The sequence below is a fragment of the Sphingobium sp. D43FB genome (genome assembly GCF_002312805.1).
GTDB lineage: Bacteria > Pseudomonadota > Alphaproteobacteria > Sphingomonadales > Sphingomonadaceae > Sphingobium.
The window spans coordinates 1-13,009 of record NZ_NMUA01000014.1 but is presented as its reverse complement, the minus strand read 5'-3'; the positions used below and the strand labels follow the sequence as shown (position 1 = coordinate 13,009).

General features: G+C 64.2%; 14 protein-coding genes and 1 pseudogene. 7 read left to right on the top strand and 8 right to left on the bottom strand.

What is annotated here, in order from left to right:
* Positions 1 to 40 precede the first annotated feature (40 nt).
* On the top strand, positions 41 to 1,207 hold the full coding sequence (locus SxD43FB_RS13190) for a pyridoxal phosphate-dependent aminotransferase (protein ID WP_037473178.1): 1,167 nt from the start codon (positions 41 to 43) through the stop codon (positions 1,205 to 1,207).
* 701 nt (positions 1,208 to 1,908) lie between these two features.
* Here the strand turns inward: SxD43FB_RS13190 and SxD43FB_RS13185 are convergent.
* Positions 1,909 to 2,373 (bottom strand): SRPBCC domain-containing protein, encoded by a 465-nt coding sequence (locus SxD43FB_RS13185; RefSeq protein WP_096062578.1) that lies wholly within the window; start codon positions 2,371 to 2,373, stop codon positions 1,909 to 1,911.
* Positions 2,370 to 3,176 (bottom strand): VOC family protein, encoded by an 807-nt coding sequence (locus tag SxD43FB_RS13180; protein WP_096062577.1) that lies wholly within the window; start codon positions 3,174 to 3,176, stop codon positions 2,370 to 2,372. Before SxD43FB_RS13180 ends, SxD43FB_RS13185 begins: the two co-directional genes overlap by 4 nt.
* A 106-nt stretch (positions 3,177 to 3,282) precedes the next feature.
* Between SxD43FB_RS13180 and SxD43FB_RS13175 the strand changes: the two genes are divergently transcribed.
* On the top strand, positions 3,283 to 3,960 hold the full coding sequence (locus SxD43FB_RS13175) for a winged helix-turn-helix transcriptional regulator (RefSeq protein WP_096062576.1): 678 nt from the start codon (positions 3,283 to 3,285) through the stop codon (positions 3,958 to 3,960).
* Here SxD43FB_RS13175 and SxD43FB_RS13170 read toward each other — a convergent pair.
* A complete protein-coding gene (locus SxD43FB_RS13170; protein ID WP_096062575.1) occupies positions 3,957 to 4,691 on the bottom strand; it encodes an SDR family oxidoreductase in 735 nt (244 codons plus the stop codon). The genes SxD43FB_RS13175 and SxD43FB_RS13170 overlap by 4 nt on opposite strands.
* A gap of 100 nt (positions 4,692 to 4,791) precedes the next feature.
* Here SxD43FB_RS13170 and SxD43FB_RS13165 point away from each other — a divergent pair, with 100 nt between their 5' ends.
* Positions 4,792 to 5,205: a helix-turn-helix domain-containing protein gene (locus SxD43FB_RS13165; protein WP_096062574.1), complete on the top strand. Its 414-nt coding sequence runs from the start codon at positions 4,792 to 4,794 to the stop codon at positions 5,203 to 5,205.
* A gap of 3 nt (positions 5,206 to 5,208) precedes the next feature.
* Here SxD43FB_RS13165 and SxD43FB_RS13160 read toward each other — a convergent pair whose 3' ends face one another.
* From SxD43FB_RS13160 to SxD43FB_RS13145, 3 genes are all read right to left on the bottom strand, one after another.
* Positions 5,209 to 6,093 (bottom strand): hypothetical protein, encoded by an 885-nt coding sequence (locus SxD43FB_RS13160; protein WP_096062573.1) that lies wholly within the window; start codon positions 6,091 to 6,093, stop codon positions 5,209 to 5,211.
* An 86-nt stretch (positions 6,094 to 6,179) separates the two neighbouring features.
* Positions 6,180 to 7,193: a nitronate monooxygenase gene (locus SxD43FB_RS13155; protein WP_096062572.1), complete on the bottom strand. Its 1,014-nt coding sequence runs from the start codon at positions 7,191 to 7,193 to the stop codon at positions 6,180 to 6,182.
* A 260-nt stretch (positions 7,194 to 7,453) separates the two neighbouring features.
* A complete protein-coding gene (locus tag SxD43FB_RS13145) occupies positions 7,454 to 8,719 on the bottom strand; it encodes an aspartate kinase (RefSeq protein ID WP_037473192.1) in 1,266 nt (421 codons plus the stop codon).
* An 82-nt stretch (positions 8,720 to 8,801) separates the two neighbouring features.
* Between SxD43FB_RS13145 and ubiG the strand changes: the two genes are divergently transcribed.
* Positions 8,802 to 9,539, top strand: coding sequence for a bifunctional 2-polyprenyl-6-hydroxyphenol methylase/3-demethylubiquinol 3-O-methyltransferase UbiG (gene ubiG / locus SxD43FB_RS13140; protein ID WP_096062571.1), 738 nt, complete (start codon positions 8,802 to 8,804; stop codon positions 9,537 to 9,539).
* 4 nt (positions 9,540 to 9,543) lie between these two features.
* Here the strand turns inward: ubiG and SxD43FB_RS13135 are convergent, their stop codons facing one another.
* The gene (locus SxD43FB_RS13135) at positions 9,544 to 10,359 is read right to left on the bottom strand and encodes a CoA ester lyase (protein ID WP_096062570.1); all 816 of its coding nucleotides are present in this window, start codon (positions 10,357 to 10,359) and stop codon (positions 9,544 to 9,546) included.
* 73 nt (positions 10,360 to 10,432) lie between these two features.
* Here SxD43FB_RS13135 and SxD43FB_RS13130 point away from each other — a divergent pair, with 73 nt between their 5' ends.
* From SxD43FB_RS13130 to SxD43FB_RS13120, 3 genes are all read left to right on the top strand, one after another.
* Positions 10,433 to 11,404, top strand: a complete 972-nt coding sequence (locus SxD43FB_RS13130) for an SPFH domain-containing protein (RefSeq protein WP_096062647.1) — start codon at positions 10,433 to 10,435, stop codon at positions 11,402 to 11,404.
* 451 nt (positions 11,405 to 11,855) lie between these two features.
* The gene (locus tag SxD43FB_RS13125) at positions 11,856 to 12,293 is read left to right on the top strand and encodes an NfeD family protein (RefSeq protein WP_096062569.1); all 438 of its coding nucleotides are present in this window, start codon (positions 11,856 to 11,858) and stop codon (positions 12,291 to 12,293) included.
* Between the two features lie 112 nt (positions 12,294 to 12,405).
* Entirely contained in the window at positions 12,406 to 12,846 is a 441-nt protein-coding gene (locus tag SxD43FB_RS13120; RefSeq protein WP_217988794.1) for a type I restriction endonuclease, read from the top strand.
* A 30-nt stretch (positions 12,847 to 12,876) separates the two neighbouring features.
* Here SxD43FB_RS13120 and SxD43FB_RS13115 read toward each other — a convergent pair.
* Positions 12,877 to 13,009 (bottom strand): annotated as a pseudogene (locus SxD43FB_RS13115) (IS5/IS1182 family transposase); the annotation flags it as partial.

The window sequence follows — 13,009 nt, the reverse complement described above, 5'->3', positions numbered from 1 at the left end:
AATGAAGTTTCCGTTTTCTGGAACAGAGGGGACAATCGACATGACGATGATGCTGGACAAGGAAGCCAAGGACGATCTGATCGGGCGCGGCTATTCGCGCCGTCAACTGGCCGAGGTTGCTGCGCTGCTGGGCGCGGGCGTCGCTGCCAGCTCGCTGCTGAGCGGCGCTGCCCTGGCGCAGCAGCAGGCCGGGCGCGGCATCAAGGGTGCGGTCCGCATCGGTGCCAACGAATGCTGGACCGGGCCTTTCCCGTCGGGCGTCGCTGCGGCTGCCGAAGCCGCCTCGTTCGGCAACTGGTACGATCCCGACAATTATCGCGGCGACCTGGTCAAGACCGTCGCCACGGTCGAGGGCATCCCCGAAACCCATGTCATGCCCTGGCCCGGTTCGGGCGGCCCGCTGGTCAGCATCGTCGCTGCCTATTGCTCGCCGACCAAGGGCCTGGTCACCGCCGACCCGACCTTCGAATCCGCCTGGCGCACTGCCGACTATATGAAAGCGCCCATCGCCAAGGCACCACAGGCCATCGGCCAGGGCCATGACGTCAAGGCGATGCTCGCCGCCAATCCCAATGCCGGCCTCTATTATATCTGCACGCCCAACAACCCGACCGGCACCGTCACGCCGCTGGCCGACATCCAGTGGCTGCTCGACAATAAGCCCGCCGATTCGATGCTGCTGGTCGACGAAGCCTATCTGCACTTCTCCGAAGCGCCGAGCGCCGCTACGCTGATCGGGGCCCGCAAGGACATCATCGTCATGCGGACCTTCTCGAAGCTGTTCGGCATGGCCGGTGTGCGCCTCGGCCTCACCTTCGCCGACCCCGAAGTGCAAAAGCGCATCATGCTGTTCGGCCCGGCGGCCGGCGGCCTGTCGATCACCGCGATGCATTGCGGCAATGCGGTCTACACCGAAGCGGCGCTCATCAAGGCCCGCCGCGAGGAAATGATCGCCAACCGGGAGGAAACGATCGCCTATCTGACCAAGAAGGGCATCGAGGTGCAGCCCGGCAGCCAGGCCAATATGTTCATGGTCAACTGGAAAAAGCCCGCCAAGGACATGCAGGCCGCACTGATCGCCACCCCTGAAAAGGTCCAGATCGGCCGCAGCTGGGCCATCTGGCCCACCGTCTCCCGCGTCACCGTCGGCTCCGCCGACGACATGGCCAAATTCCGCGCCGCCGTGGACAAGGTCTACAAGGCGTAAGGCTTTTCACTACGAGAAGTGCAAAGGGCGTCCGGGCAACCGGGCGCCCTTTTCGTTGGTGCGGTAATGATGCGGGCGGTGCCGGGGCGGAGACGGCGGACGGCCCGCCACCCGCACCTCGTCCCTAATGCCAGCATCAGCCCGCATGACGAAAGAGGGGAATGGGACAAGCCCCTCAAACCCCGTCACCCCGGACTTGATCCGGGGCCCATGAGCCTCACCCTCTCAATGACGCCGGACCCTTGAGCTAATAGATGCCGGGTCAAGCCCGGCATGACGGCAAAGGGGGTGTAGGGGACAGCCTGCTTATAAATTCGTAGATCAGAAACCGGACATCAACTCACGCAAGCGCCGTCATCAAGCGTCAGCGACATGCCGCGCGCATAGCCGTGAACCGTCTCGCCAATGCGGCAGTTAAGGCGTGCCCTTAGAACAGGTTTTGAACCGATGGCACCATCTTGACTTCTTGCAGTGACTACCAGCTCATTTGGGTTCCATTTAGGGTTCGCATGCTCCGCAATACTAATAACGACAGCCCAAGCCTCTCGCTTTGGTTGCTCAGAGCAGGCTGAGGCCGCGCAAAACAGCGAAAAGATACCAAGCAACCTCATCTCGCGATGCTGGCATATAGGAGGAATGTCGGCAATACAGCCAAGTTTAGATGGCCTTCTACAGCAATAAATGGTCGCCCCCTTCCCCCCTCAACCCACCGCCACCGCCTCGCACAACACCTTAAACTGCGCCATCATCGCATCCCACCCAGGATGAAAGCCCATCTCCAGGTGCCGGTCCTTGGCCGCCGCATCCCAATGACGCGCCGTTGCTGTAAAGCGCGTGCCCTCGCCCTCCGGCGCGAAGGACCAGATCGCGGTCAGGAACGGCGTCTGCGGCACCCAGCCGACCGCATAGGCATCCGTAGTCACAATCCGTTCGTCCGCCACGACTTCCAGAAAAACGCCCTCCATCGGCCCGCTATCCGCACCGTCCGGCCCGAACATTCGCAACGCGCTGCGTCCGGCGGGGCGCATATCCTCCTCGATCACTTCGGCGCGCCACGGCTTGGGACAGAACCATTCGCCCTTGCGATCACGCCACACCTGCCAGCATGTCGCGCGCGGCGCGGCGATATAGCAGGTCACGGACAGCTCATGGATATCCTCACTCATGACTCTTCCCCCGCGCGCATCCCCACCAGCGCGAACATCGCCCCCTGCGGGTCGAGCGCCTGGATGATCCAGCCACCACCCGGCACGGCCATCGGCCCGTTCAGCACGGTGCCACCGCCCGCCGTCACCCGCTCGACCGCCGCGTCGATATCGCCGACAATGAAGTAGAACAGCCACAGCGGCACCGGCATTTCCTTGGGCTGCGGCATGATGCCCCCGCTCATGCTCTGGAAATCGCTGCCGCCGGTCTGCGAAACGAGCTGATACAGCCCCATCTCGCCCATATCCATGGCCTCGCCCTTGGTCCAGCCGAACGCCGCGGTGTAGAAATCCAGATCGGCATCGAAAGCGCCACTATACAATTCATGCCAGCCGACATGCCCCATCGCCATCGGCGGCACCGGGTCCATCTCGTCGGGGCTAGAGCCCTTGAGCAGCATGAAGGTCGCGCCGCCCGGATCGGCCATCACCGCAAAGCGGCCGACGCCCGGAATATCCTCCGCCTCGCGTTGCACCCGTCCGCCCGCTGCCACCAGCCGCGCCGCGTCGGCATCGACACCGCCCGACCCGACATAGCCGCCCCACCAGGGCGTCATGCCGCAATCCTTCGCCTCGGCCGGGATCGCCATCACGCCACCCACCGGCCCGGCGCTGCCCGACACCACCATATAGGGTTCATCGCCCGGCGCATCGCCAAAGGGCTGCGCCGTCCAGCCGACCACATCACCATAAAAAGCCAGCGCCGCCTGCGGATCGCTGGTCATCAGTTCATACCAGAAAAACTGCCCGTTCATGTCGGCCATCGCGTCTCTCCCTCCGGTCGTCGGCGATTCCGGTCCGACTCGCCGCCTTGCATACGATGCCCGCGATGATTATCTTAAGCAACTGCATAGTTAGAAAAGATAACCAATGGTCACACCCAGCCGCAAAAGAGCCTATCAGGACGGATGCGCCGTCGCCCATGCGCTGGACATCATAGGCGATCGCTGGGCGCTGCCGATCATGCGCGAATTGATGCTCGGCCCCAAGCGTTTCACCGACCTGCGCGCCGGGCTGCCCGGAATCAGCGCCAATGTGCTGACGCAAAGGCTGGAGGAACTGGAGGCGCAGAGCATCGTCGTCCGCCGCCGCCTGCCCCCGCCCGCCGCCAGCCAGATTTACGACCTCACCGACTGGGGCCGCGAGTCGGAAATCCTGTTCCGGGTGCTGGGCCGCTGGGCCTGCCGATCACCGACGATGCAGCCGGGCAAGCCGATGAGCCAGGTGTCGGTGATCCTGTCGCTGCGCACCATGATCGACCGCAGCGCGATCGGTGACATGGACGCAACCATCGGCCTGCGCCTCGGCGAAGAGCAATTCCGCGCCACGCTGCGCCACGGCGACTTTACCATCGACCGGGGCGAAGCGGCCGGCGCGGACGTCATCCTGTCCGGCGACCCGAATGCGCTGGTCGCGGTCATCTATGGCGGCGCGTCCTTCGCGGACGTGGCCCTCACGATCGAGGGCGACCGGGCGCTGGCCGACCGCTTCGTCCGCCTCTTCCCCATGCCGCCCAAGGCACCCTCGACCGTCGCGGATCCGTCCTAGCCGTTGAGCATCGCGAACACCTGATCGAATTCGCCGCGCTGCGTCGCCTCGCTCAGAAATTTCACCCGCTCGACATGGATCTCCGCCGGGGTCGGCTGTTGCCGCAACAACGCCATGGTCTCGGCAATATAGTCCGCCAGCGGCATCATCTGGTCATTTTCGGCATGGCCCGGCATCAGGTCGGTCTGCACGCCCGGCGGCACGATCTCGATCACCTCGACGCTGCTATTCTTGAGTTGCGCGCGCATCGCCAGCGACCAGCTATGGATCGCCGCCTTGGTCGCGCTATAGGTCGGCGTCGCCGCCAGCGGCACGAAGGCCAGCCCCGACGACACGGTGATCAGGCTCGCCGCCGCCTGCGCCCGCAGATGCGGCAGCAGCGCATGGCTCAGCCGGATCGGCCCCAGCAAATTGGTCGCCACCGTCGTCTCCGCGATGGCAAGATCAATGCCCTCCTCCGCGATCATCACGCCCGCGTTCAGCACCACGGCATTGAGCGCCGGGAACTCGGCTACCAGCTTGTCCGCGAACGCGACGATCGCTGCGGCATCCTCCATATCCAGCGTCATTGCCGCCATGCCGGGATGCGCGGCCACCACCGCATCGAGCGCCGCCTGCCGCCGTCCCGCGATGATGACCTGATTGCCCGCCTCATGAAATTCATGCGCCAACGCCGCGCCGATGCCCGATCCGCCGCCGGTGATGAGGATGGTCTTGCCTGTGGTCTGCATGGGTCACTCCTTGTCGTAATGGGTTGACCGCCATCCTATCGCCATGCTCTCTTTTGGAAAGAAGGCACCACAAAGTGCTATACGCACCACAGGGTAAGAAATGGAAAATGCAGGCCACCCGCTCCCCCGCGCCAACGATAATCTGTCGGAGGACGCCGCCCCCATCGACCCGCGCGTCGAGCGACTCGTCAACGAGCTGATCGGCCGCGTCGCCGACAAATGGACGCTGCTGGTGCTGGAACTGCTGGAGGAAAAGGGCACGCTCCGCTTCACCCAGATCGCGCGCCAGGTCGAAGGGATCAGCCAGAAGATGCTGACCCAGACCCTGCGCCAGATGGAGCGGGATGGCCTGGCCACCCGCATCGTCCATCCCGTCGTGCCGCCGCATGTCGATTATGCGCTGACCCCGCTCGGCAATAGCCTCAGCGCCGCCTTTTGCGGCGTGTGGACCTGGGCCGAAACCCACCTCGCCACGGTGGAAGCCGCGCGCGCCCGGTTCGACACGCGCGACTGACCTCTATTCCTGATTGGCGGGCAGCGGCTGGATCATCAGCTTCGGCCCGGCCGCACTTGGCTGGGCCGCACTTGGCTGGAATGGCGCGCCCGGCTGGGCTGGCGCAACCGGAGCCTTCGCGGGCGCATCGGGGGGCGGCGGCAGATTTTGCTGCATCGCGCTTGTGATGCTCGGCGAAAAGCCCTGCGGCGGCGCTTCGCCCGGCGGCACGGGCGGCGGCGGCAGCGGCGTTGGGGATACTACCACGGTCACGCTCGCGCCGAACCGCGACTGCCATTCGGCCAGCCGCCGCAAATAATCGGCATAGGCGGCATAGAAATCCTGAAACGGCTTTTCCAGCTCCGCCAACGCTTCGGGCGCATAGTCCAGCAGCGCGCTCGATGGCATCGCCAGCAGTTTGGCTCCCACGCGCTCAGCCACTGGGCAGAAGCTCTTGGTCACGGGCGGTAGCGAAAAGAAATTATAGACGACCGTATTCAACCGCTCGCGCGCGGATAATCCGGGGCGGCCATAAGCCACCGTATAGTTGCGATCGACCGCCTCATTGGCCTTCGTCAACAGCGGCCCATGCACATGCAGCAACCGGTTATATTGGATTCGCGGCAGGTCGGCCGGGCTGCGGCACGACAGCGCGGCGACGTTCAACGCCATTCGCACATGCCACAGCGCCGTATTGGACGTGACCTTGCGATTGGGGGTCAGATATTGGCCATCCTCCATTTCGGGGATGCTCATATTTTCCACCGCCCCCATCGGCGGACGCGGCATCATCGTTTCCACCACAGGCGGCGGCGGCGTGGGTGGCGGCGGCTTCACCGGGGTCGAACAGGCGGCCAGGACCGCCAGCGACACGAGGGATAGACGGCCGGAACGGCGCATGGGCAACATCAAATTCTCCGCTGGGACTGCGCCCCGGTCATGCCGGGCATTTGCCTCGGAGGAAATATGCCAGATGTTCCGTTCGTCGCAAGCCTTCAGGCGGCTCGCCGCTCCAGCGCGTCTGTGGCCTGCGCCATCAGCTGCGCGATGATCTCGGCGACCGGTTCTTCCTTGGTCACCATGCCGACCGACTGGCCCGCCATCAGCGACCCGCCCTCGACATCGCCGTCGACCACCGCGCGGCGCAACGCCCCCGCCCAATAATGTTCGATCTGCAACTGCGCTTCCATCATGTCGACCGCGCCCTCATCGAGCATATTGGCGACTTCGCGCTGCTTGATGGTGAAATTCTCCATCCCGGCATTTTTGAGCGAGCGCACCGGAATGACCGGCAGGCGCGGGTCGATCTGCACGCTGGCAATCGCGTCGCGCGCCGATGCCCGGAAAAAGGCCTTCTTGAAATTGGGATGGGCGACGCTCTCGGTCGCGCAGGCAAAGCGCGTGCCCAGTTGCACGCCTGCCGCGCCCATCTCCAGATAAGCGGCGATCGCCTCGCCCCGGCCGATCCCGCCCGCGACGAACACCGGCACTTGGGCCGCCATGTCGGGCAATATTTCCTGCGCCAGCACGCTGGTCGATACCGGGCCGATATGCCCGCCCGCTTCCATGCCCTCGACCACCAGCGCATCGACCCCCGACCGCACCAGCTTCTTGGCGAGGCTCAGCGCCGGGGCAAAACAAATGAGCTTCGCGCCCTTCCCTTTGATCGCCTCGATACTGCCCTTGGGCGGCAGGCCACCGGCCAGCACGACATGGGTGACGTCATGCTTCGCGCACACATCGATCAGGTCGAACAATTGCGGATGCATGGTGATCAGGTTCACGCCAAACGGCTTGCTCGTCAGCGCCTTGGTCGCCGCAATCTCCCGGTCGAGCAGTTCCGGCGTCATCGCCCCGCACGCGATCACCCCGAACGCCCCCGCATTGGAAATCGCCGCCACCAGGTTCCGCTCCGACACCCAGCTCATCGCCCCGCACAGGATCGCACTCTCACACCCCAGAAAGTCGGTGCCACGGGCCATGAGGGAAGCGAGCTTGGCGTTGGTCATAAAGTCTTTCCTGCAAACCAAAAAGCCCCTCCCCTTCAGGGGAGGGGTTGGGGTGGGGGCCATCCACTCGGTGAAGCGAATGGGGCAAACCCCCACCCCGGTCCCCTCCCCTGAAGGGGAGGGGTGAAAAGGTCAACCGATGCCCCTCAAAATCCGCAGATCCGCCTGGCAATCGAGCAGATAGACCGACCCGCCACGCGACCGATAGACATCGAACTTCGCTATCAGAAGTGGCGGAAACGTCGATCACGCCGCGCGGATCAAGCCGCCGGCGCGTCCAGCCCATAGGCCGTATGCAACACGCGCACCGCCAATTCCGTCTCATCCTCGTCGATCAGCACCGACACCTTGATCTCGCTCGTCGAAATCGCCTCGATATTGATGCCGCGCTCGGCCAGCGTCTTGAACATCGTCGCGGCGACGCCCGCATGGCTGCGCATACCCACACCCACGACACTGATCTTGGCGACTTCGGTATCGGTGATGATCCGGCGGAAGCCGATCACGTCCTTGTTGGCTTCCAAAATGTCCACGCTGCGCGCCAGGTCCGCGCGCGGCACGGTGAAGGTCACGTCGGTTTCCTCGGTATCCTTCGAATCATTCTGGATGATCATGTCGACATTGATCGCGGCATCGGCCAGGGGCGTGAAGATGCTGGCGACCGCGCCCGGCTTGTCGGGCACGCGCGTCACGATGATCTTCGCCTCATTCTTGTCATGGGCGATGCCGGTGATGAGCTGACGTTCCATCTTATTTTCCTTGCGCTTGGCTTCCAGTTCCTCGTCGCTGACGATCAGCGTGCCGGGCAGGTCGGTCTGGGTGGGATCATCGAAGGAGGACAGCACCTGCACGACTACGCCTTCCTTCATGGCGAGGCCGACCGAGCGGGTTTGCAACACCTTGGCCCCCACCGACGCCAGCTCCAGCATCTCCTCATAGGTGACGAGGTCGAGCTTGCGCGCCCGCGCCACGATGCGCGGATCAGTGGTGTAGACGCCATCGACGTCGGTATAGATGTCGCAGCGATCGGCCTTGATCGCGGCGGCCACCGCCACCGCCGACGTGTCCGACCCGCCCCGGCCCAGCGTCGAGACGCGCCCGTCCGCCATCATCCCTTGGAAACCGGGGATCACCGCGACCTGGCCCGCGCCCATGGCGGCCAGCAGCGCGCCGGTGTCGATACTGTCCACCCGCGCCTTGGCATGGGCCTCCACCGTCTTGATCGGCAATTGCCAGCCAAGCCAGCTGCGCGCGTCCACGCCCATGGCTTTCAGCGTCATCGCCAGCAGCCCGCTGGTGATCTGCTCGCCCGCCGCGACCACGACATCATATTCGGCCGGATCATAGAGCGCCGAGGCTTCCTTGCAGAAGCCCACCAGCCGGTCCGTCTCGCCCGCCATCGCCGACACGACCACCGCAACCTCATGCCCCTGCGCCACGACATGTTTTACCCGCGCGGCCACGTTGCGAATTCGCTCCATCCCCGCCATGGAGGTGCCGCCGAATTTCATCACGATGCGCGCCATTTGCTTGTCGAACCTGCTAGTTGGTGAGTAAGAAAATGTCCCAGAAGGGCGAAACGGCGCTTCTTTAGCAGCGGATACGGATATGGCAAGCAACGCAACGGCAACGATCGACCCCAAGGAAGCCGCCCATTTCGGGGCGATGGCCGCCGACTGGTGGGATCCCAACGGGTCCAGCGCGATGCTGCATAAGCTCAACCCCGTGCGGCTGACCTATATCCGCGCCGCGATCGACACCCATTGGCCGACAAACGCCCAATCCTTCCAACCGCTTGCGGGCAAGCGCGCGCTTGATGTCGGCTGTGGCGCGGGGCTGCTCACCGAACCGCTGGCCAGACTTGGTGCCACCGTCACGGGCCTGGACGCCGCGCCCGAAAATATCGCCGCCGCCGCCGCCCATGCCGCGACTCAGGGCCTCACCATCGACTATCGCGCGACCCCGGTCGAGGACGTCACCGATGGCAACTATGATCTCGTCACCTCGATGGAAGTGATCGAGCATGTCGCCGACCCCGCCGCCTTCGTCGCCGCGCTCGCCGCCAAACTCGCCCCCGACGGGCTGATGATCCTCTCCACCCCCAACCGCACGCCCTTGTCGCGCATCGCCATGATCACCATCGGCGAAAGCATCGGCGGTATCCCCAAGGGCACGCATGACTGGGGCAAATTCCTCACGCCCGAAGAACTCACCGCCCTGCTCGATGCCGCAGGCCTCGACGTCATCGACAGCAGCGGCCTGACCTTCGACCCGGCGCGTGGCTTCACTTTGTCAGCGAACAAGGCGATCAACTATTTCCTGACCGCCCGGCATCGCCCGGCCTGATCGGCTACAGCCCCACCGCCTCGGCCCGCGCCACCAGCGCGTGGGCTTGCTCGACATGCATCGTCTCGATCATGCGCCCCTCAAAGCGCTCGGCCCCGCCGGTCGCCGCCGCGATCAGCCGCCGCGCATCGGCCAGCGCCTGCGCATCCGGCCCGAACACGCCATTCGCCACCACCACCTGCCCCGGATGGATCAGCGTCTTGCCATCGAACCCCAGCGCATGGCCCGCCGCACATTCCGCCTCCAGCCCCGCCAGATCGTCCAGCCGGTTATACACCCCGTCGAACACCGCAATCCCCGCCCCGCGCGCCGCCAGCACCACCGACTGCATGGCCAGCGCCAGCCCCTCGCGCCCAGCGCCCGCCGGTATCCCCAAATCCCGCCGCAGGTCGTTATTCCCCATGAACAGCCCCGCGCACCCTTCCGCCGCCGCAATCTCCACCGCCGCCAGCACCCCGCGCGCGCTTTCGATCATCGCGATCACCGGCTTCTGGCTCACGCTATAGACGTCGCGCACCTGCCGCCCGCTCTCCACCTTGGGCAGCACGACATAGTCGGCCGCCGCCGCCTTCATCGCCACCATCTCCATCCCGTGCCACGGCGCCCCCGCCACATTGATCCGCACCGCCGCAAGCCGCTCGCCAAACCCCTCGGCCAGCGCCGCCACCGCCGCCTCGCGCGCCATCTCCTTGGCGTCGTCGGTCACCGCATCCTCCAGGTCCAATATCACCATGTCGCACGGCAACGTCCGCGCCTTGGCGATGGCGCGCGCGTTGGACGCGGGCAGGAACAGCAACGAACGGGCGTGACGCAGCAACATGGGACTCTCCTCGGTTTGCCTTCCCCCGTTAACAAATAAGGCGCATAGTCCAACCCTGTTTCGGGAGACCATGATGCTGACCACCTTCGCGCTCACGCTTACGGGCCTCGTGCTCTTCTACCTCGCGGTCAGCGTGAAGGTGGTGCGGCAGGGCTATCAATATACGATCGAGCGCTTCGGTCGCTTCACCGAAGTCGCCAAGCCCGGCCTCAATTTCTACCCCGCCTTCTTCTATGCCGTGGGGCGCAAGATCAACATGATGGAGCAGGTGGTCGACATTCCGGGGCAGGAGATCATCACCAAGGATAATGCCATGGTGTCGGTCGACGGCGTGGTCTTCTTCCAGGTGCTCGACGCTGCCAAGGCCGCCTATGAAGTCTCCGAGCTGTACGTGGCGATCATGCAGCTGGCGACCACCAACCTGCGCACCGTCATGGGCTCGATGGACCTCGACGAAACCTTGTCGAAGCGCGACGAGATCAACGCCCGCCTGCTGTCCGTGGTCGATCAGGCGACGAATAGCTGGGGCATCAAGATCACCCGCGTCGAACTCAAGGACATCCGCCCGCCCGCCGACATCGTCAGCGCCATGGGCCGCCAGATGAAGGCCGAACGCGAAAAGCGCGCCAACATATTGGATGCCGAAGGCGCCCGCGCCGCCGAAATCCTGCGCGCCGAGGGCGAGAAGCAGGGCCAGATCCTGCAAGCCGAAGGCCGCCGCGAAGCCGCCTTCCGCGACGCCGAAGCCCGCGAACGCGAAGCCGAAGCCGAAGCCCGCGCCACCCAGATGGTCTCCGACGCGATCAGCGCCGGCAACCCGCAGGCGCTCAACTACTTCATCGCGCAAAAATATACCGAAGCCGTCAGCCAGTTCGCCACCAGCCCCAATGCCAAGACCATCCTCTTCCCGGTCGAAGCCACCCAACTCATCGGCACGCTGGGCGGCATCGGCGCGCTCGCCAAAGCCGCCCTCGGCGACGACGGCACCCCCACGCCCACCCCACCACCCCCACGCCGCGGCCCCTTCGGCCAAAGCCAGGGGTAAGCGGGATGAAGGCGCGGCTCTCCCTGCTAGGTTTGAGCGAGGCCCGTGACCCGCTTGAAGGATCGGAGTGGGCAAGCGACACTATTAGCCCCTCCCCTTCAGGTTCAAGCGAGGCCCGTGACTCGCTTGAAGGATTGGGGTGGGCGCGCGGCTATATTAGCCCCTCCCCTCTAGGGGAGGGGTTGGGGTGGGGGCCATCCTCCAGGTCCAGCACCCGCGACACGCCCCCACCTCCGTTCGTTTCGAGCCCTTCGACTGCCAGCCTGCGGCAGGCGCTCAGGATAAACTACGTCGAGAAACGCCCCGCACAGGTTTCTCAACTTCGTTCGAAACGAACGGCGTCTTTACCCTGTCAGCCCCGCTTTACCCCGTCATCCCCGCGAAGGCGGGGACCCATCTCCCACCCCCTCCCCCGTCACAGCGTAGCGATGATCAACAGGACCCCCACCCCATGACCCTGCTCACCCTGCTCGAAGATCATTGGGCCTGGCTGGTATTCGCCGCGCTGCTGGGCATTGCCGAAGTGCTGATCCCCGGCGTCTTCCTCATCTGGATCTCGATCGCCGCCGCCATCACCGGCCTCGTCGCGCTCGCGCTGCCGATCGGCCTCCCCCTCCAACTCCTCCTCTTCGCAAGCCTCAGCATCGCGGCGGTCTATGCCGGCCGCCGCTGGTACGCCGACCACCCCGTCGCCTCCACCGACCCCCTCCTCAACGACCGCACCGCCCGCCTGATCGGCCAGACAGTGACCGTGGTGGAAGCGATCACCGGCGGCGAAGGCCGGGTAAAAGTCGGCGACAGCGTGTGGAGCGCAGTGGGCGCGGACGCGGAAGTGGGCGCGAGGGTGCGCGTGGTGGGGGCAGAGGGAACGGTGTTACGGGTGGAGTGACCAATTGCATCAATCGACAACAGGTAAAAGATTACTTTCCTTCCTGCGGCTCCCCCGACTTGCCGAACCAAGCTTTTATCGGCAGTCTGTTTGAAACATAGGGGGATAACAGATGGATCTCGCTTCTCGTCTAGCTGAGCTGCAAAAGCGCACGATTGAGCATCGCGAGGTTCTGTTGACCGAAGAGGCCGCAAAAACCGCGTTGGTCATGCCCTTCCTCCAATCGCTCGGCTATGATGTCTTCAATCCGAAAGAGGTTGTGCCTGAGTTCACGGCAGACGTTGGTATCAAGAAGGGCGAAAAAGTTGACTACGCCATCTGCCAGGATGGCAAGGTCAATATCCTGATTGAATGCAAGCCATCGACCGCTGAACTGAACGTCAATCACGCATCCCAGCTATTTCGCTATTTCAGCGTTACCGAATCGCGTCTCGCCATCCTTACCAACGGCGTCAATTATCAGTTCTTTTCGGACGTCGAAAAGCCAAACAAAATGGACGAGCGGCCATTTTTTACGTTCAGCATGGAAGCGGCTTTGTTGCATAACTCCTGATAGGTTTGCTGCGGGCTTTATTTGAGATTACTACGCGACGCGGACAGTATTTGGTGTGCCGATTTGCGAGAAGCGATTGAGGATTGCAGCACGGACTTTGAGCTCGGTTATCTGACGCTCGAAGGTGCGGGCCATGACGCGCTGACCAAGCAGCTTGAAGCAG

Coding starts and splice junctions, on each gene's coding strand:
- SxD43FB_RS13175 (WP_096062576.1), top strand. CDS start 3,283: ATGGTCACACCCAGCCGCAAAAGAGCCTATCAGGACGGATGCGCCGTC.
- ubiG (WP_096062571.1), top strand. CDS start 8,802: ATGGCAAGCAACGCAACGGCAACGATCGACCCCAAGGAAGCCGCCCAT.
- SxD43FB_RS13130 (WP_096062647.1), top strand. CDS start 10,433: ATGCTGACCACCTTCGCGCTCACGCTTACGGGCCTCGTGCTCTTCTAC.
- SxD43FB_RS13180 (WP_096062577.1), bottom strand. CDS start 3,176: ATGGCCGACATGAACGGGCAGTTTTTCTGGTATGAACTGATGACCAGC.
- SxD43FB_RS13135 (WP_096062570.1), bottom strand. CDS start 10,359: ATGTTGCTGCGTCACGCCCGTTCGTTGCTGTTCCTGCCCGCGTCCAAC.
- SxD43FB_RS13125 (WP_096062569.1), top strand. CDS start 11,856: ATGACCCTGCTCACCCTGCTCGAAGATCATTGGGCCTGGCTGGTATTC.
- SxD43FB_RS13160 (WP_096062573.1), bottom strand. CDS start 6,093: ATGTTGCCCATGCGCCGTTCCGGCCGTCTATCCCTCGTGTCGCTGGCG.
- SxD43FB_RS13155 (WP_096062572.1), bottom strand. CDS start 7,193: ATGACCAACGCCAAGCTCGCTTCCCTCATGGCCCGTGGCACCGACTTT.
- SxD43FB_RS13170 (WP_096062575.1), bottom strand. CDS start 4,691: ATGCAGACCACAGGCAAGACCATCCTCATCACCGGCGGCGGATCGGGC.
- SxD43FB_RS13145 (WP_037473192.1), bottom strand. CDS start 8,719: ATGGCGCGCATCGTGATGAAATTCGGCGGCACCTCCATGGCGGGGATG.
- SxD43FB_RS13120 (WP_217988794.1), top strand. CDS start 12,406: ATGGATCTCGCTTCTCGTCTAGCTGAGCTGCAAAAGCGCACGATTGAG.
- SxD43FB_RS13190 (WP_037473178.1), top strand. CDS start 41: ATGACGATGATGCTGGACAAGGAAGCCAAGGACGATCTGATCGGGCGC.
- SxD43FB_RS13165 (WP_096062574.1), top strand. CDS start 4,792: ATGGAAAATGCAGGCCACCCGCTCCCCCGCGCCAACGATAATCTGTCG.
- SxD43FB_RS13185 (WP_096062578.1), bottom strand. CDS start 2,373: ATGAGTGAGGATATCCATGAGCTGTCCGTGACCTGCTATATCGCCGCG.